Source organism: Streptomyces sp. GL_148, assembly GCF_057834205.1.
The window spans coordinates 8,209,613-8,226,433 of sequence record NZ_CM174396.1; the positions used below are offsets into that span (position 1 = coordinate 8,209,613).

General features: G+C 73.8%; 12 protein-coding genes and 1 pseudogene. 3 read left to right on the top strand and 10 right to left on the bottom strand.

What is annotated here, in order from left to right:
• Positions 1–109 precede the first annotated feature (109 nt).
• On the top strand, positions 110–2,578 hold the full coding sequence (locus tag AC3IYI_RS37035) for a YfhO family protein (protein WP_489407802.1): 2,469 nt from the start codon (positions 110–112) through the stop codon (positions 2,576–2,578).
• A 150-nt stretch (positions 2,579–2,728) separates the two neighbouring features.
• On the opposite strand, the gene AC3IYI_RS37040 is transcribed toward AC3IYI_RS37035, so the two are convergent.
• On the bottom strand, positions 2,729–4,114 hold the full coding sequence (locus tag AC3IYI_RS37040) for a cytochrome P450 (RefSeq protein ID WP_489407803.1): 1,386 nt from the start codon (positions 4,112–4,114) through the stop codon (positions 2,729–2,731).
• Between the two features lie 379 nt (positions 4,115–4,493).
• On the opposite strand from AC3IYI_RS37040, the gene AC3IYI_RS37045 reads away from it, so the two are divergent.
• A complete protein-coding gene (locus AC3IYI_RS37045; protein WP_489407804.1) occupies positions 4,494–6,218 on the top strand; it encodes a chloride channel protein in 1,725 nt (574 codons plus the stop codon).
• A gap of 67 nt (positions 6,219–6,285) precedes the next feature.
• On the opposite strand, the gene AC3IYI_RS37050 is transcribed toward AC3IYI_RS37045, so the two are convergent.
• The 3 genes from AC3IYI_RS37050 to AC3IYI_RS37060 all read right to left on the bottom strand — a co-directional run bounded on the left by AC3IYI_RS37050 (position 6,286) and on the right by AC3IYI_RS37060 (position 8,716).
• Positions 6,286–7,128, bottom strand: a complete 843-nt coding sequence (locus tag AC3IYI_RS37050) for a hypothetical protein (protein WP_489407805.1) — start codon at positions 7,126–7,128, stop codon at positions 6,286–6,288.
• Between the two features lie 109 nt (positions 7,129–7,237).
• On the bottom strand, positions 7,238–7,849 hold the full coding sequence (locus AC3IYI_RS37055) for an NIPSNAP family protein (protein WP_489407806.1): 612 nt from the start codon (positions 7,847–7,849) through the stop codon (positions 7,238–7,240).
• Between the two features lie 174 nt (positions 7,850–8,023).
• Positions 8,024–8,716, bottom strand: coding sequence for a peptidoglycan recognition protein family protein (locus AC3IYI_RS37060; protein WP_489407807.1), 693 nt, complete (start codon positions 8,714–8,716; stop codon positions 8,024–8,026).
• 2,129 nt (positions 8,717–10,845) lie between these two features.
• On the opposite strand from AC3IYI_RS37060, the gene AC3IYI_RS37065 reads away from it, so the two are divergent.
• Positions 10,846–12,210 carry a D-alanyl-D-alanine carboxypeptidase family protein gene (locus AC3IYI_RS37065; RefSeq protein ID WP_489407808.1) on the top strand — a complete coding sequence of 455 codons (1,365 nt, stop codon included), beginning with the start codon at positions 10,846–10,848 and terminating at the stop codon, positions 12,208–12,210.
• A gap of 31 nt (positions 12,211–12,241) precedes the next feature.
• Here the strand turns inward: AC3IYI_RS37065 and AC3IYI_RS37070 are convergent, their stop codons facing one another.
• The 6 genes and pseudogenes from AC3IYI_RS37070 to AC3IYI_RS37095 form a co-directional block, all read right to left on the bottom strand.
• Positions 12,242–13,327 carry a sensor histidine kinase gene (locus tag AC3IYI_RS37070; RefSeq protein ID WP_489407809.1) on the bottom strand — a complete coding sequence of 362 codons (1,086 nt, stop codon included), beginning with the start codon at positions 13,325–13,327 and terminating at the stop codon, positions 12,242–12,244.
• 10 nt (positions 13,328–13,337) lie between these two features.
• On the bottom strand, positions 13,338–14,066 hold the full coding sequence (locus AC3IYI_RS37075) for a response regulator transcription factor (protein WP_489407810.1): 729 nt from the start codon (positions 14,064–14,066) through the stop codon (positions 13,338–13,340).
• Between the two features lie 63 nt (positions 14,067–14,129).
• On the bottom strand, positions 14,130–14,852 hold the full coding sequence (locus AC3IYI_RS37080) for a VanZ family protein (protein ID WP_489407811.1): 723 nt from the start codon (positions 14,850–14,852) through the stop codon (positions 14,130–14,132).
• An 86-nt stretch (positions 14,853–14,938) separates the two neighbouring features.
• Positions 14,939–15,330: pseudogene (locus AC3IYI_RS37085) on the bottom strand (class I SAM-dependent methyltransferase); the annotation flags it as partial.
• Between the two features lie 15 nt (positions 15,331–15,345).
• Positions 15,346–16,302, bottom strand: coding sequence for an ADP-ribosylglycohydrolase family protein (locus AC3IYI_RS37090; protein WP_489407812.1), 957 nt, complete (start codon positions 16,300–16,302; stop codon positions 15,346–15,348).
• An 83-nt stretch (positions 16,303–16,385) separates the two neighbouring features.
• Positions 16,386–16,805, bottom strand: a complete 420-nt coding sequence (locus AC3IYI_RS37095) for an SgcJ/EcaC family oxidoreductase (protein ID WP_489407813.1) — start codon at positions 16,803–16,805, stop codon at positions 16,386–16,388.
• Positions 16,806–16,821: the final 16 nt, after the last annotated feature.

Here is a 16,821-nt window from a genome sequence, read left to right on the forward strand (position 1 = left end):
AGCCGGAAAGCCCCTCTCCACGCGAGGTCGCAGAGGGGTTGCGCCCCAGGTGGGCGGGGGTAAGTGGAATATTGAATTCCTTTCCGCTCTCGCGGCCGCGCTCATATCCATGGCGGCTTACAGTTCCGGTCTCGCGGCACGCGGCGTCTACCCTTTCGGTTCCGTCCCGCGCGCCACCAACGACCTGCGCCACCAATACGTTCCGTTCCACACCCGCCTCTGGGACCTCCAGCACGGCAACGCCCAGGGAGATCTGCTCTTCAACTGGCAGAGCGGCTACGGTGTCGGATTCCTCGGTGACTTCTTCACCTATCTCACCAATCCGTTCTCCCTGCTGACCGGCCTCCTGCCCCGCCAGCAGGCGGAGCTCTCCGTCTACCTCGTCAGCCTCTGCAGCATGGGCCTCGCCGCCGCGCTGATGACCGTGTACCTGGGACGCCTGCGCCCCGGCTCGCCCTGGCTGCGCGCCCTGCTCTCCGTCGGCTACGCCGTCTGCGGCTGGGCAGTCGCCGAGGGCACCGTCGTGCCGATGTGGACCTGGGGCCTGGTCGCGATACCCATGCTCGGGATGGCCGCCGACTGGTGTCTGACCGGCCGCCGCTGGATCCTGGGCAGCCTCCTCGTCGCCCTGTGCTGGTTCGCCAACTTCTACACCGCCGCCATGGCCACCGCGGCCACCGCGCTCGTGTTCTCCGTACGGCTCCTGCTCGCCGACACCGACCTGCGCACCCGCGGCCGGGCGCTGTGGCGGGCCGTCACCATGACCGGCACCGGACTGCTCCTCGCCGCCCCCGCCATCCTGGTGTGCGCCTTCGCCGACCGGCGGGCCCAGCCCACCGAGCTGTACGTGGTCAGCGTGAACACCGACCCGCTGACCTTCTTCTCGATGCTCATACCGGGCACCCACCCCGTCCGCGTCGCGTCGCCGAACGTCTACGCCGGGGTGCTCGTCCTCCTCCTCGTCCTGACCCTGCCCTTCCAGTCGAAGGTGCGCGGCCGCGAACGCCTCACCTGGCTCTCGCTCCTCCTGCTGACCGGCGTCTCCTTCGTCCTCACCCCCACCGCGGAACTGTGGCAGGGCGGGGCCCTCCCGCACGGCGCCCCCTTCCGCGAGTCCTTCGTACTCAGCGGCATGCTGGCGATGGCCGCCTGGATCTGCCTGGCCCACATGCCCCGGCCCCGGGCCCTGCTCGGCGGCGCGGGCCTGCTGGCCCTGCTCGTCGCGGCCACCTACGACCTCCCGCCGGTCAACGGGCAAGCCCTCACCGGCGCCTTGACCGGCGGGGCCGTCACCACCGTCCTGCTGCTGTTCTACGCACGCGGGCTGCGCCGCCCCGCCCGCACCGGCGTCATGCTGCTGCTGGCCGTCTCGGTCTTCGCCGGCACCGCGTACTGCGTCTACGGCAACTCCGTGGCCGACGACCCCCGCCGGCGCGGCCCCGTCCGCGCCCAGACCATGACCGAGCGAGGCAAGGGCGCGCACCAGGCCCTGGGCGCGCACAAGAACTGGCCCGCCACCCGGGCCGACGCCGGATCCGGCCTCTTCGTCACCAACAACGACGCGATGCTGGTCGGCGGCCAGGGCGGCGCCTACTACAGCAGCTACGTGAGCGTGGAGACCGCGCGCGGACTGCGCGGCCTCGGCCTCGGCCAGGGCATGGGCGGCCGCCACCTGTGGCCCGTGGGCGACCCGGTGCTGCGGGCCCTGCTCGGCATCGGCACCGTCCTGGAACCGGTCGGCGAGAGCGGCGTCACCGTCCGCACCCTGCCCGCCCCGCCCCTGGTCACCCTCCGCGCACCGGGCAGCGACCAGTCCTACGGGGCCCCCGAGGGCTCCGTCTGGGCCCGCCGCCAGGCCGCCCTCGGCGCCAGGATCTACACCGTGCCCGCGCTCGCCCGCAGCGGCGGGCCGGCCGCACCCGCACCGGCGGCCGGGCCGGGGTTCGCCCTGACCAGGGCCGAGGGCAAGGGCCCGGCGAGCTGGACCGCGTTCACCGGGCAGTGCGCCCCGGGGGCCCGCGCCTTCCTCCACGCGCCCGACCTGTACGCGACCGTCCGGGCCGAAGACACCGGCCGGCTCGAGGAGTTCGTCGGCAGGCCGCCCGTGGTCAGTGCTCCGGTCACGGAACTGGGCACGGCGGCGGCCGACGGGCGTTTCGCCTTCTCCGTGCGCACCCCGAAGGACGGCCAGGTCCTGCCGCCCGAGGCGCTCGGCTGCCTGGACCAGGCCGCCTTCGACGCCGCCGTGGCCCGGCTGAAGGCAGGCGGGGCCACCCACGTCACGGCCGGCGGACACACCGTCGACGCCCGGCTACCCAAGGGCTCGACCGGCACCGCGGTGCTCGCCACCACGGCGTCCCCCGGCTGGAGCTGCTCGGTCGACGCGGGACCGGCCCGCGCCCCGGTCCCGTACCAGGGCCTGCTCGGCGTCCCGCTGGGATCCGGCGGCGCCGACCGGCTGCAGTGCTCGTACGTCCCCGAGGGGCTCCGCGCGGGTCTGGCCGGCACCGGCGCGGGCCTGCTGCTCATCGCGGGCGCCCTGGCCGGTGCGCGGTGGCGCGCCGCCCGCAGGGCGTGAGGCGTGGGGATGGGCAGCCGGGTGCCGGACCGCAGGGGCGGTTCGGCACACGGCTCCGGGGCGGCACACCGCTCGTGATCGGCCCCGCCCCGCCGTCGACCTCGAAGAGCGCCCGCCCCGCCACCGGTCTGCCGACGGTGGCGGGATTCCTCACCGCCCGCGGTCCGCGCGGGCGGTGAGCGTGGCCGGCGTCGGACCGTCCGGACGCACCGTGATGCTGTAGGCGGCCTTGTCCGGGACGGACCGGAAGGCGGGCACGTGGGCCGGCAGCAGCTGCTCCAGCAACACCGTCGACTCGCGCAGCGCGAACTGCAGCCCGAGGCAGGCGCGGGGGCCGATGCCGAAGGGCACGTACCCGCCCGGGACGGACGGCCGGCCGCCCGGTGCGGTGAAGCGCAGCGGGTCGAAGCGCCCGGGATCGGGCCACAGCCCGGGGTCGCGGTGCGCGAGGTAGGGGCAGACGAGCACGTCGGTGCCCGCCTCGATGGCGTAGCCCGCCAGGACGTCGTCCTCGACGGCGTGCCGGGGCAGGATCCAGGCGGACGGGTACAGCCGCAACGTCTCGTTGACCAGGGCCTGGATCGCCTCCCGGCGCTCCGCCGAGCCCTCGCCGCCCGCCGCGAGGGCCCACGCGCGGGCCTCGGGACGGCGGTCGAGGAGCAGGTACAGCCAGGTCAGCGTGGTGGCCGTGGTCTCGTGCCCGGCGACCAGCAGCGTGACCAGCTCGTCGCGGATCAGCCGGTCGGAGTACTCGGGCCGCTCGGCCGAGGCCTCCACCAACAGGTGGAGCAGCCCCGGCCCGTCGGGCCCCGCGCAGCCCCGGCGGGCGGCGGCGATGGCGTGGTGGGCCACGGCGTCGATCCTGGCCAGATCGGCGGCGACCGCCTCCCCGGCGTCGGCGGAATCTGCGGGCAGCGTCGGAAGCGCCGCCACCACGGCCGCGACGGAGCCCAGTTCGCGCTCGGTGTCCGCGTCCAGCGGGTGGCCGGTCAGGGAGCGCCAGATGGTGTCGAGGGCGAAGCGCCGCATCTCCTCGCCGACGTCGAAGACCTCCCCGGTACGGGCGTACGCGGCCCAGCGCCCGGCGGTGATCCGCGCGGCCTCGGCGATCCGCTGCTCGTAGCGGCGCATCCCGGTCCCCGTGAACTGGGACTGCAGGAGCCGCCGTTGCCGCTTCCACGCCTCGCCGGTCGCGGAGAGCACGCCCTCGCCGACCAGCAGCCGGGCGCGGTGCGAGCGTTTGACGTAGCGCTGCGGATGCAGGGCCAGCACGTGCTGGATCGCCCCGGGATCGGTGACCAGCACGGTCGGCCGGCCCGTCGGCCCGCTGCCCGACGCACTGCCCGACCCGCTCCCCGATCCGCCCCCGGGGCCGTCGCCGAGCCGGAACGCACCGACCCCGCCGAGCCGTCCGCACACCTCGGCCAGCAGCTCGACGAGCTGGCCTCCCCCCGCGCTCCACCGCTCCACGACGGAGGGGTCCAGCTCGGGGACCGGGGGACTGAGGCGGCCCACGGGACCGGTTTCGATGGCCATCGGTGTTCCCCTGTTCGTCCGTTCGCCGGCTGGGCCGGGTTCCGCTCGGCACCCCTGCGTTCCGCCGGGTTTCGGCGGGTTCCGCCCGCGCGTCCGGCCGGCGGCAGCACGGACTGTACGGGACCGGGCACGGACGGGGGTCGGCCTTCGGCCAGGCGGCACACCGCCCCGGACGGCCCCTCGACGGATCGGTGACGTGCCTTCGGCGGACGGGAGACGGGCCCGCGACGGACCGGTGACCCGCCCTACGCCGGGCGGGTGCCCCTCCGGCCCGCCTCCGGGCCGAGGCGGGAGGCGGCCCGTTGGATGGGGGTCCGGGGGATCGTGGTCAGGGGCCGGGGCGCGCGATCGGCAGTGGATCGGTTCCTGAGGAGTGGAGATGGGTCCGTTCTCGGCGGACGGGGTACGGGACGCGCTGGACCGCACCCAGGCCGCGATGCTGCTGCCCGCCGTACTCGTGGGCGCCGGGGCGGGACTGGGCGCGGTGGGCTTCCGCTGGCTGATCGAGGTCTTCACCCGGGTGTTGTCCGGCCACGACGACTACTCCTCCGCCGGCCATGCCGACAACCCGTACGTGCCCTGGCTCGGACCGTACTTCGTGCTGCTCGCGCCCGTGGTCGCGGGCGCGCTCTACGGGCCGCTCGTCTACCGCTACGCCAAGGAGGCGCGCGGCCACGGAGTCCCCGAGGTGATGTACGCGGTCGCCCGCAAGGGTGGCCGGATTCCGCCCCGGGTCGCGGTGGTGAAATCCCTCGCCTCCGCGCTGTGCATCGGCGGCGGCGGTTCCGTCGGCCGCGAAGGGCCCATCGTCCAGATCGGGGCCGCCCTCGGCTCCACCGCCGGAGCCCTCCTGCGCGTGCGCGAGGAACGGATGCGGCTGCTCGTCGCCTGTGGCGCGGCCGGCGGCATCGCAGCCACCTTCAACGCGCCCCTGGCCGGCGTCTTCTTCTCGATGGAACTGATCCTGCGCGATTTCACGGCCCGCGCCTTCGGCCTGCTGGCCGTCTCCTCGGTCACCGCCAGCGTGATCGGACGCGTGCTCCTCGGCGACGAACGGTTCCTGGACCTGGCACCGGTGAGCACCGGCCACCTGGCCGCGTACGCCCTGTACGTACTGCTCGGCGCCGTGGCCGGGGTCGTCGGGGTGCTCTTCACCAAGGTGCTGTACGGGGTGGAAGACCTCTGCGACTCCGTCTGGCACGGCCCGGAATGGCTCCGCCCGGCAGCCGGCGGCATCGTGCTGGGCGCGATCCTGCTCGCACTGCCCGAGATGTACGGGGTCGGCTACCCGGTCCTCGGCAAGGCCGCGGCGGGCGGGTACGCGATCGGATTCCTGCTCGTGCTGCTCGTCGGCAAGATCATCGCGTGCAGCGTCACGATCGGGATCGGCGGCTCGGGAGGCGTCTTCGCACCCAGCCTCTTCGTCGGCGCCATGCTCGGCAGCGCCTTCGGACAGTCGATGGACCACCTCGCCCCCGGAGTTACCGGCTCGGCCACGACCTACGCCGTCATCGGGATGGGCGCCGTCTTCGCCGGCTCGGCCCGCGCACCGATCACCGCCGTCGTCATCATCTACGAACTGACCGGCGAGTACGGCATCGTCCTGCCGCTGATGGCCGCCGTCGCCGTCGCCACCGGAGTCAGCCACGCGCTCAGCCGGGACACCGTCTACACGGCCAAACTCCGCCGCCGCGGCGTCGACTTGGACCTGACGGGCCCGGCCGCGATCGAGGTCCGGACCGCCATGGGACCACCGCCGCCCGCGCTCGCGCCCGGCACCGGACTGCGCGAGGCGATCACGGTGATGATCGAGGCGGGCGCCGACCGCCTCCCGCTCGTCGACCGCCACGGCCACTACGCGGGTTCGGTCGGCGCGCCCGCCCTCTCCCGGGCCCTGCACGAAGGCCTCCCCGAGAACACGCCCGTCGAGACGGTACGGGACCACCCGCCGGCCCTGCTCGCCGGCCAGTCCCTCCAGCAAGCGCTGCCGCTCCTCGCAGCGAGCGAGGGCGACGGACTCCCGGTCCTCGACGAGGAACGGCTCCGCCTCCTGGGATGGGTCTCCCACCGCTCGGCCCTGCTGGCCCTGCACCCGCAGGCCTGATGAGGCGACAGGTCCGGGGAGCGGCGGCCGCCTCGCGCGCGGGGGTCTGCGTGCCGGGGAGCCGGTGTCAGTACGCGCCGATGGACCAGAAGACCCCGACCTCGTCGTCGGACACGGCGATGAGGCCCAGTTCTTCGAACAGGTCGAGGCCCTTGATGTACTCGCTCGTGAGGAACCTGTGGACCGTCGTCCCTTCGAGGCCGGCCCGGACGAAGTCCCGGGCGGGGTGCGAGGCCGCGTCCCGGGCGTTCGTCCAGAACCGGGCGTCCCGGCCGTAGCGGTCCAGCAGGAACCGTGCGTCGGCCAGCAGGGCATCGCGATCCGGCCGGTTGCGGACGGGCTGGCAGTGGCCCCACTCCTCCGCCATAACGGCGAGCGCGGTGACGGCCCCCGCCGGCTCCAGCTCGTACAGGCGGTCCCGGAACCCGGCGGCGGGCGGCGGCTCGAAGGGGTACGCCGGCACGACGTTGCGGGCATCGTTGGTGCGGTCGCCGTCGAGCCGCAGCCAGCCGCGCGGGTCCGGGACCTCGCGGTGCATCAGCGCGAGCACGTCCTCGGCCCAGTCCTCGTTCCGGCGCGGACCGGTGGCGAGGAAGACGTACGGGTCCTCCAGCAGGCGCAGGGCCGCCGCGTTCCAGGGACTGCGACGCCGCCACAGCTCCATGAGGGTGCTGCCGACGCCGAGGGCGAACACCTCGGCCGGTGAGCGCGGGATGCCGGCCAGCTCTCCGTACCCCCACCGCAGGAGTTCCGAGGCCGCACCGTCCGCGGCGGCCTCGCCGAGCTCGCGCGGCGGCTCGGGGACGACGGCCCGGTTTCCACGCCGGAGTTCGCCGGCCGCCCGGCACAGGTCTTCCAGGTGGGCGCCGAGGAGGTCGAGGGCCATGCGGTCGTCGTCTGGCGTGCTCATGGGCCAACCCTAGGCAGCCGTCTCTTCCGGATCTCGCTCCCCCCTCCTCCCCCTCCCGCGGTAACTGGGGGAGACGCGCGCTCGACCGGCAAGATCCGACGAAGGCGGCCTACGGCCGCAGCCCCCGGACGGGCTCCAGTCGGAGCTGCTGCGGAGCCGACTTCAGCCGGAGCGAGAGGTCCGGCAGGCGCGGCGCCTGCCCGGCCGTGAACCAGAGCAGGACGTTCTCACCGGTCCGGACCGGCAGCGCGGGGAAGGTGTTCTCCGCGTGCTCGGAGAGGTGTACCGCCTGCGCGGGGGTCCCGGCGGCGGCCAGGACGGGGCGCAGGTGCTGCTCGAAGTGACCGGCGAAGGCCATGAGGTCCAGGGGGTGACAGACGGTCGCCACGATGGGCCCGTTGGTGGCCGGGGCGGCGAAGCCCGGTCCGCGCAGCAGGAGCACATCGTCCGAATCGATCATGGTCGCGTTGGCCGTCTCGCGATGGGCCTGCCAGACGGGGCCGCCGTAGAAGGCGTGCAGCGCCCGCGCCCGTGCTGCCATGTCCGGGAAGCTGCGGAGCCAGACGAAGCGGTCCGGGTCGTCGAGGTCCCGGAACCGGCCGCCCACGGTGATGCCGGCCGCCTCCTGCCCAGTGACGAATTCCCGCTCGAAGAGGTCGACCAGGGTGTCCCGGGCGCCCGGACGGAGGGTGTACTGCCGGAGTTCGACTATGACGTTCATGGCCCGGACGCTAGAGCCGGTCCACTGACACCTCCTGTCAGTGGACCGGCACGGACACGCACGAGACCGGGCGGCTCCCCGTGCCGGACGCGGAGCGGGCCCCGGACTGGAACCGCTGCCCGATCGCGCTGGGGCCGCCCGCCCGCGCAAGCCCTCGCGTACCGCCCGACCGGCTCACTCCCCGCCGGGCAACCGCTCGCGCGCCCGGCGCATGATCTCGGCGCGCTGGCCGGACCGGAGGGTGCCGGGGCATGCGTGCCCGCCCCACGCGGCGCCACCCATGGCGTGGACCCCCAGCCCCGGCTGGTCCGGGCGCTCGCTGACGGCCGGCGGCCAGCCGTGCGAGCCGGCGCCCCAGGCGAAGATGCGGGCGACGGCGTCGACCTGCGCCTCGGTGAGCGACCGGGTCGCGAAACCGGAGGTCTCGACCGAGGCCCACGACCCGTTGCCCTCCACCTGCGCCCAGGCCCGGTCCAGGACGGACACGTACTGCTCCGTCTCCCCGTCCCGGGAGACCCAGAAGTGCGAGGAGGTCTTGATCCCGGGGGTGTTGAACCGCTCGTACAAAGACCCCTCGCCCTCCTGGACATGGAGCACGAGCCCGCGCTGCGCATCGCGGTCGCCCGGGACGAAGTTGCGCTCCAGGGGGATCCTCGCCACCCCGGGCATCCATCCGGATGCGGGGGAGGCGGTGGGCGAGGCGGTGGGCGGTCCCGCCCCCGGGCCGCGGTCGTCGTCGCTCTGCACGGAGCCGCCGGACCGGGCGGCCAACACGGAGCCGGTGGCCGCGGTGAGGAACACGGCCCCGCCGCCGGCGAGCAGACGTCGCCGCGACGGGGCCGGGGGGCCGGGGGTGCTGGTGCTCATGAGCGGTGTCCGGTTCCTGGTGGTGCCGTGCGTGGGGGAGAGGGTGGAGAGGGCGATTCTTCGGGGCGCTCATGAGGGGGGCGTGATCGTTTGACGACGGATGCCGGCCGGGGCACGGCCGGGGCACGGCCGGGGCACGGCCGGGGCCCGGCCGGACGGATTGTGACCAACTGGTCATCCAGTGCGCATCACCTCCGCATATGAGGTACGGAGACTGGCTGCTGATCCAGAACGGCACGAGCAAGGCGGTGTACGGCATGACGGCGGTACCGGTGGAGGGCGAGACGCCCGGCGCGACGAGGGACGGGCACCCGGCGAGGACGCCCGGCACGCGCGAGGCGCACACACCGACTCCCGCCCAGCGGCTCACGCCCGCCCCCGCACCCCGGCCGGGTCCGGACCCGCGCACCGTGCCGGCGCGGAGGGCGGCTCCCGTACCCGATGCTGAGACTGCGACCACCTCCGAGCCGGAGTCCGGCTGCGAGCCCACATCCGCGGTCGTGCCCGCACCCCGGCCGGGTTCGGACCCGCGCACCGTGCCGGCGCGGAGGGCGGCTCCCGTACCCGATGCTGAGTCTGCGACCACCTCCGAGCCGGAGCCCGGCTCCGAGCCCGCATCCGCGGTCGTGCCCGCACCCCGGCCGGGTTCGGACCCGCGCACCGTGCCGGCGCGGACGGCGGCTCCCCTACCCGATGCTGAGTCTGCGACCGCCTCCGAGCCGGAGTCCGGCTGCGAGCCCACGCCCCCGCCCGCGGTCGCGCCCACGCCCCCGCCCGCGCCCAGGGTCGTGCCCGTGCCCCGGGCCGGGACGGCGCCCGCGCCTTCGTCCGCCCCCGCCTCGGGCGCCATGCCGGAGCCCCCGGCCGGGTCCGGGCCCGAATCTGAGACTGGGTCAACCCCCGGCCCCGAGCCCATCCCACCGTCCAGGGCCGTGCCCGCGCCTTCGAATGCCTCCGAGCCCGCGTCTGGCGGCGAGCCTGAGGCTGCGTCAGTTGAGGAGTCCGGGACTGCGTCCGCACCGGGCTCCGAGCCAGCGCCCGCGGCCGGGGCCGTACCCACGCAGGTGTCCGTGCCCGGGGCCGAGCCTGAGACCGCGTCCGCTTCCGAGCGGGCGCCGGGGGCCGAGCCTGCGTCCCTGGCTGCGCCCGGAGCTTCGTCCGAGCGCGCAGCCGAGGTTGCGTCCGCTCCCGCTCCCGCTCCCGCTCTCGAGCCGGAGCCGGAGCCGGAGCCGGAGCCCGAGCCGGACCCGGGGGTCGCGTCCGCGGTTGTGGCTGCGTTCGGGGCCAAGGTCATGCCCGCGCCTTCGCCTGCGGCCGTGGCCGTGCCCGTGCCCGTGTCTGCATCCGGCGTCAAGGCGGTGTCTGTATCCGAGGTCGTGCCCGGGCCTGTGGCCGGGGCCGAGCCGACGGTTGTGCCGGGGTCCGCGTCCACGGCCGGGCCTGGGGCCGGGGCAGAGCCCACGGCCGAGCTTGAGTCTGCGTCCGAGTCCGCGGCCGGGCCTGCCTCGGGGCCCGTGTCGTGGCCGGAGCGGGAGTCCGGATCGGAGCCGCAAGCCGTCGTGGAGGGGGCCCTCCGGGTCTCGCCCGCTCCGGACCCGCGGGCGCGGCCGGATGCGGAGTTGGGTCCGGGGCCCGGCCCCGCGGCGGACAGGATGGCAGCAGCAACCGGTACCGGTACCGGTACCCGTCCTGAGTCGGACTCCGAGAGGACGAGCACGTTCATCGCGCTCAAGCCGCTGGACGAGGCCCCCTCGTCGTCTGTGCCGACATGGGCGTCAGCGTCAGCGTCAGCGCCGGTACGTGCACGACCCGCCCCGGCCGTGCCGACGGCGGCGCATGCCCCGGCTTCGGGAACCGTGCCGACTACGGCTCCCGTCCCGGGTCAGGGAACCGCGTCGACTCCGGGACCTGCGCCCGTCCAGGCCTCGGGAGCCGTCCCGGCTACTCGGGTAACCGTCCCGGCTTCGGTATCCGAGTCGGCTTCGGGGACAGCTCCCGCTCCGGTAACCGAGTCGGCCCCGGAAATCCAGTCGGCTCCGGGAACGGCTCCCGCTTCGGGAGCGGCTTCGGCTTCGGGAACGGCTCCCGCCTCGGGAACGGCTCCCGCTTCAGGGGCCGTCCCCACACGGGTGCCCGCCCCCGCCCAGCCGCAGGGCGCCACCCCCGAGGGGACCACCGAGCAGCCGTTGCCCGCGCTCGATCTGCTCGCGCAGCTCACCAATACCCCGCCGCCGCCCGCGACCCCCGGCCGGACCGTTGCCCGGCGGGTTCGGATCTGGGTGCCGCCGTTGCTCCTGCTGGTCGCCGTACTGGCCGTCGTCCAGGCGCTGCGGCCGCTGCCCGACGCCGTGTTCACCCGTGGGGACGCCGCGTCCGCCGTCACCCTCGACGGTCGCTTCGACGTGCCCTGGCCGGAGAAGGGCCAGGCCGCCGTACGGATCGGCGGCGCCGGCGACGTCGGCACGTTCGGGGAGCAGAAGCCCGTGCCCACGGCCAGCGTCGCCAAGGTCATGACGGCCTACGTGATCCTCAAGAACCACCCGCTGAAGAAGGGCGAGGACGGCCCTCAGATCGAGGTCGACGCCAAGGCCGTCGCGGACGGCACCTCGCTGAGCGAATCGCGCATCAGGGGCCTGACGGCCGGCACCCGCTTCTCCCAGCAGAACATGCTGAAGATGCTGATGATCCCCTCGGGCAACAACATCGCCCGCCTGCTGGCACGTTGGGACACCGGGAGCGATTCCGAGGCCGCGTTCGTGGAGAAGATGAACGCCGAGGCCAAGGCGCTCGGCATGACCTCCACCACGTACACCGACCCGAGCGGCCTCGACGCCAAGACCATGAGCACCGCCGTCGATCAGCTGAAACTGGCCGAGGAGGTCATGAAGTTCGACGCGTTCCGGGCGATCGTCCAGCTTCCCAACGCCACCGTCCCGGGCCTGCGGGAGCCGCTCAACAACAACAACGACGACCTGCTCATCGCCGGACTCAGCATCAAGGGCATCAAGACCGGCTCCAGTTCCGCGGCCGGCGGTGCGCTGATGTGGGCGGCGTACAAGACGGTGGGCGACAAGACCCCGCTGATCCTCGGCACGATGCTCGACCAGCACGTCACCGGCGCCGACCCCGACGGCTCCAACAGCCTGATCCTGGTCAAGCAGAACAGCAAGAAGGTCGTCGAGGCCGTCCGCGCGGCACTGACCTCGGCCGGCGCGGTCAAGAAGGGCCAGGTCGTCGGCTACGTGGACGACGGGCTCGGTACCCGGACCCCGGTGGTGGCCACCCGGGACACGGCCGTCGTCGCCGTGCCGGGCCAGCGGCTCGAACTAAGTCTGGCCGTAGGGGAGAAGGGACTCCCTGAGGAGGCGCGGGCCGGCACCGAGATCGGGGTCCTGACCATCGGCACCGGGCCGGGCGCCCCGACGGTCCCCGTGGCACTCCAGACGGACCTGTCCGCACCGTCCCTCGGCGCGAAGCTCGTACGTCTCCGCTAGGCCCGTGCCGGGTACGGGCGATGCCTGCCGCCTACCGTCTGCCGGGGAGCCGGACCGTGACGCGGAGGCCGCCGGCGGGGCCGGGGGCGAGGTCGAGGGTTCCGGCGTGGGCGCGGACGATGCTGTGCACGATCGCCAGCCCGAGGCCGGCACCGGCGTGCTCGTCGGTGCGTACGCGGTCCGCCCCGCGCCGGAAGGGTTCGGTGAGCGTCGGGACCAGTTCCGGGGGGAGCCGGGGGCCCGTGTTCTCGACGCGCAGCACGCTCGTGTCGCCGTGCTCCTCGGTGTGGACCGTCACGCTCCCGCCGGTGGGGAGGTTGTGGACGACGGCGTTCTGGACGAGGTTCGTCACCATCCGCAGCAGGAGCTCCCCGGAGCCGTCGGTCCGGGCCGGTCCGCCGGTGACGTCGAGGGTGATCCGGCGCTGCTCGGCGAGGGGAAGCAGGGTTTCGGCGGCTTCCTCGGCGAGGAGCGACAGGTCGACGCCCCCGCGGGTGAGGGTGAGGTCCGCGCGGTCGCCGTGGCTGAGGAGCAGGAGGGCCTCGGTGAGGTCGATCGCCCGCGCATTGACGGCGTGCAGGCGTTCGATGAGTTCGCCCCGGTCCCGCGTCGGGTCCTTGCGGGCGACGTCGAGGAGCGTCCGCGAGATGGCCAGGGGGGTGCGCAGCTCGTGGGAGGCGTTCGCGGCGAACCGCTGCTGCTCGGCCACGTGGGACTCCAGCTGTTCGAGCATCGAGTCGAACGCGTCGGAGAGTTCGCGGAATTCGTCCTGGCGGCCCTGCATGTGGATCCGGTGGGACAGCGACCGGTTCCCCGCCGTCCGCGCCGCGTCCGTGATCCGGGTGAGCGGTGCGAGCATCCGGCCGGCGAGGATCCACCCTCCCACGAGGCCGAGCACCAGCAGGAACGCGAGTACCGCGGCCGCCCTCGGAGCGAAGACGCGCAGGAGGTTGGAGCGGATGGGAAAGACGCCGTGGGTGGGCGTGTCGGCGGAGACGATGAGCGCGCGATCGGGGACGTACCGCAGGAGGAACAGCCACACCGCAGCGAGCAGCAGGATGCCGGCGACCATGAGGAATCCGGCGTAGCTGAGGGTGAGTTTGGAGCGAACGCTCAATCCGGGCGCTCTATCCACGGCCTGCTCCCCGGGGTGCTTCCTCGCGTCCGGCCTCCGGCTGGGTGTCGATGCGGTAGCCGACTCCGGGGACCGTGGCGATGACCCACGGTTCGCCGAGCCGTTTGCGCAGGGCCGAGACGGTGATGCGCACGGCGTTGGTGAGGGGGTCGGCGTTCTCGTCCCAGGCCCGTTCCAGCAGGTCTTCGGAGCTGACGACCCCGCCCTCGGCGGCGACGAGGACTTCCAGCACGGCGAACTGTTTGCGGGTGAGCGCTACGTAGCGGCCGTCGCGGAAGACCTCCCGGCGGAAGGGGTCGAGCCGCAGGCCCGCGATCTCGCGGACCGGGGGCCGGGCGTACGCGCGCCTGCGGTCGAGCGCCCGCAGCCGCAGGACGAGCTCCCGCAGCCGCAGGACGAGCTCCCGCAGCTCGAACGGCTTGGTGAGGTAGTCGTCGGCGCCGAGTCCGAACCCGGAGGCCTTGTCGTCGATCCGGTCGGCAGCGGTGAGCATGAGGATCGGGATGCCGCTGCCGGAGGCGACGATGCGGCGGGCGACCTCGTCGCCGGAGGGGCCGGGGATGTCGCGGTCCAGGATCGCGAGGTCGTAGGAGTTGACGCCGAGCAGTTCCAGGGCGGAGTCGCCGTCGCCGGCGATGTCGGCGGCGATCGCCTCCAGCCGCAGACCGTCACGGACGGCCTCGGCCAGGTAGGGCTCGTCCTCGACGATCAGTACGCGCATGCACGCAGCCTAAGCACCAGGACATATCGCCGTCGTATGCAAGGCGCACATCGGGTACGCGGCTCAGCCCGTCGGCGTCGGCGTCGGCGTCAGCGCGGGGCGGGGCCGGTCCGACGGCGCCGGTGCCGTGGTCCGCCACCAGCGGCGCGATGCCAGGGCGGTCAGGGCGGCGCCGGCGGCGTTGACGAGTACGTCGTCCACGGAGGACACCCGGTCCAGCTGCAGGACGTACTGCGCGGTCTCGACGAGGACGGAGCAGCCCGCCCCGAGGGCCAGGATCCGCGGCACGGAGGCCAGCGCCGCCCACCGCATCGGGGCGAAGAACCCCAGCGAGGCGAAGACCAGCAGGTTGCCGGCGATGCCGAGCGGCCCCATCGTGACCAGGTCCCGTACCGGTACCAGACTGAACCGGCCGGGGACGATCCCGGCCCCGGAGCCCGGCATCATGGTCATCCACACGAACGGCAGCGTCCCGTGCACCATGCCTACCTCGGCCAGCGAGACCCGCCACGCCGATCCGGCGCCCATGCCGGCGGTGCGCCGACGGCGCGCCAGGGCCCACACCACCAGCAGGGACAACGGCACGGCGACGAGGGTCATGAGCACCACGCCGTTGAACGTATCGAGGCACCCGTGCCACTGCCCGGCCATGCACCTCGGAGCGGACATCATGAGCGGCCCCCGCACGACGTACAGGGCGCTCACCACGCCGAGGGCCGCCAGGCCGAGGAGCACGATCCTGCGCGTGCGGCGGGGCGGCGGCGACGGGGATGCGTTGTGGTTCATGTCCCCAGGGGACACGGCGGGCCGTTGTGAGGGCGTATGCGATTTTCGATACGCGCGCGATATCCGCGATGGACGCGATCCCGGCATCAAGGACCCGAAGCCGGCAGCGGTACCTCGACGACGAAGAACAGGAAGCAGGTTGTGCTCGACAGGTCACCGAAGCCGTCGGGGAACAGCTCACGGGCCGCCGGGTCGGGCTGCGGTTCGCTGATCACGGAAAGCCGGAAGCCGGCGCCGGTGAAGGCGTCGGTCATCGCGTGCAGCGGCTTGCGCCAGAACTTCATCGGGACGGACTTTCCATCGAACGTGTAGCTGCTGGTCGCGAAATAGTCGGGCCGTGGATCCTGGAACGTGTAGGCCACGAAGGGTGGTCCACCGACGCGATCAGCCGGCCGCCGGGCCTGAGGACGCGCCGCAACTCGGCCAGCGTCGGTCCCCAGTCCTCCAGGTAGTGCAGCACCAGCGACGCGACCACATCGCCGCAGCCTAGTAGTCACATGATCTGCCGGGACAGGGCTTGGGGAGCCGGCCGCTCGGGCGTCCACCCGCTCCACGCCGGAATGGCCTCGCGGGCCGTCAGCCAGTCGGCGGGAACGCCGCCGGTGCCGGTGCGGGCCGCGACGACCCCGCCAGCGATCGCGCAGGTGGTGTCGCGGTCGCCCCAGCCGCCGACGGTCTGCCACAAGGCCTCCGTCAGGTCGTCCAAGTGCCCCGCGGCGGACCACAGGGCGAACGGCACGGTGTCCGGGGCCGAGATCCGCCGGCCCGAGCCCAGTACGGACGCGGCACGGTCCACCGACGTACCCGCTGGCAGGCCCGTGGCCACCAGCAGCCCGGACCCGACCTCGCTCCCCGGTACGTACCCGGCGACCTCCCGGAGGAACTCGGCGCGGGCGGGGGCGTCGCGGCCCGCGCTCGCCGCCGCCAGCGCGGTGGCCACCGCCACGGCGACGGCGCCGGCGGCCGCTTCCGGGTGGGTGTGCGTGGCCGACGCGGACAGCCGGGCCTGCGCGGCGGCTTCCTTCGGGTCGCCCCGGAACCAGGCCCCGAGCGGCGCGACCCGCATCGCGGCGCCGTTGCCGTAGGAACCCTGCCCGCCGAACTGCTCGGCGGTGACGCCCCGCCGGTCCTCGCCCGCACCGATCCGCCCCAGCACCTCGTGCATGGACGCCCCGTACTTGCGCCCCGAATCCCGGGCGTACTCGGCGGCGAACTCCCGCGCCAGAAGGCCCGGCCGGACCTCTCCGTGGGCCGCCAGGTGGGCGAAGAGCACGAACGCCATGGCGGAGTCGTCCGTCCACCGCCACGGCGTGGGCCGGAGCCCGCGCGCCGCCCACTGCTCCTCGACGTTCTCGCCGGAGAGCGTGAACCAGCTGTCGCCGAAGGCATCGCCCATCACCAGCCCGTCCAGGCAGGCACGGGCGGATCGGACGTACGGCGGGCTGCTCATCGGAGGTCCTTCGAACGGCGGACTGGTCGAGCCATCCTCTCCGTACGCGGGTGCCGATCGCGAGCCGATTTGGGCTCGTTCGATCAGCTCCCGTCGACGACGACCCCGGTGTTCTGGCAGGCGGTCAGCAGCCAGCGCCCGTCGGGCTGCTTCGCCAGGACGTACAGCGGAGCGCCCTCGCTCTCCTCGCCCGGGGACAGGTAGCGCTGGCGGACCTTGACGGCCGCGACGTCGGGGCGGATGAAGAGCACGTGGACCACCTCGTAGGTGACCTGGCCGTCCCAGGTCGCCGCGGGCAGGACCTTGCGGGTGAACTCCGAGATCGCGTCGAGACCGATGAGGACCTTGCCGTGGGCCGTCGTCCAGATCGCGTCCGGGTGGAAGAGACCGAGGAACTCCTCGGGGTCCTTGGTCCGCTGGGAGTGCTCGACGGTGGCGACGAGCCGGCCGATCGCTTCGATGTCCGCCGCGCGGGACGGGAGTTCCGTGGTCATGCGGACCATGCTCACACCTCAAGCG

Excerpts from the sequence above, each read along its gene's own strand:
- AC3IYI_RS37035 (WP_489407802.1), top strand. The coding sequence starts at position 110 with ATGGCGGCTTACAGTTCCGGTCTCGCGGCACGCGGCGTCTACCCTTTC.
- AC3IYI_RS37040 (WP_489407803.1), bottom strand. The coding sequence starts at position 4,114 with ATGGCCATCGAAACCGGTCCCGTGGGCCGCCTCAGTCCCCCGGTCCCC.
- AC3IYI_RS37045 (WP_489407804.1), top strand. The coding sequence starts at position 4,494 with ATGGGTCCGTTCTCGGCGGACGGGGTACGGGACGCGCTGGACCGCACC.
- AC3IYI_RS37050 (WP_489407805.1), bottom strand. The coding sequence starts at position 7,128 with ATGAGCACGCCAGACGACGACCGCATGGCCCTCGACCTCCTCGGCGCC.
- AC3IYI_RS37055 (WP_489407806.1), bottom strand. The coding sequence starts at position 7,849 with ATGAACGTCATAGTCGAACTCCGGCAGTACACCCTCCGTCCGGGCGCC.
- AC3IYI_RS37060 (WP_489407807.1), bottom strand. The coding sequence starts at position 8,716 with ATGAGCACCAGCACCCCCGGCCCCCCGGCCCCGTCGCGGCGACGTCTG.
- AC3IYI_RS37075 (WP_489407810.1), bottom strand. The coding sequence starts at position 14,066 with ATGCGCGTACTGATCGTCGAGGACGAGCCCTACCTGGCCGAGGCCGTC.
- AC3IYI_RS37080 (WP_489407811.1), bottom strand. The coding sequence starts at position 14,852 with ATGAACCACAACGCATCCCCGTCGCCGCCGCCCCGCCGCACGCGCAGG.
- AC3IYI_RS37090 (WP_489407812.1), bottom strand. The coding sequence starts at position 16,302 with ATGAGCAGCCCGCCGTACGTCCGATCCGCCCGTGCCTGCCTGGACGGG.
- AC3IYI_RS37095 (WP_489407813.1), bottom strand. The coding sequence starts at position 16,805 with ATGGTCCGCATGACCACGGAACTCCCGTCCCGCGCGGCGGACATCGAA.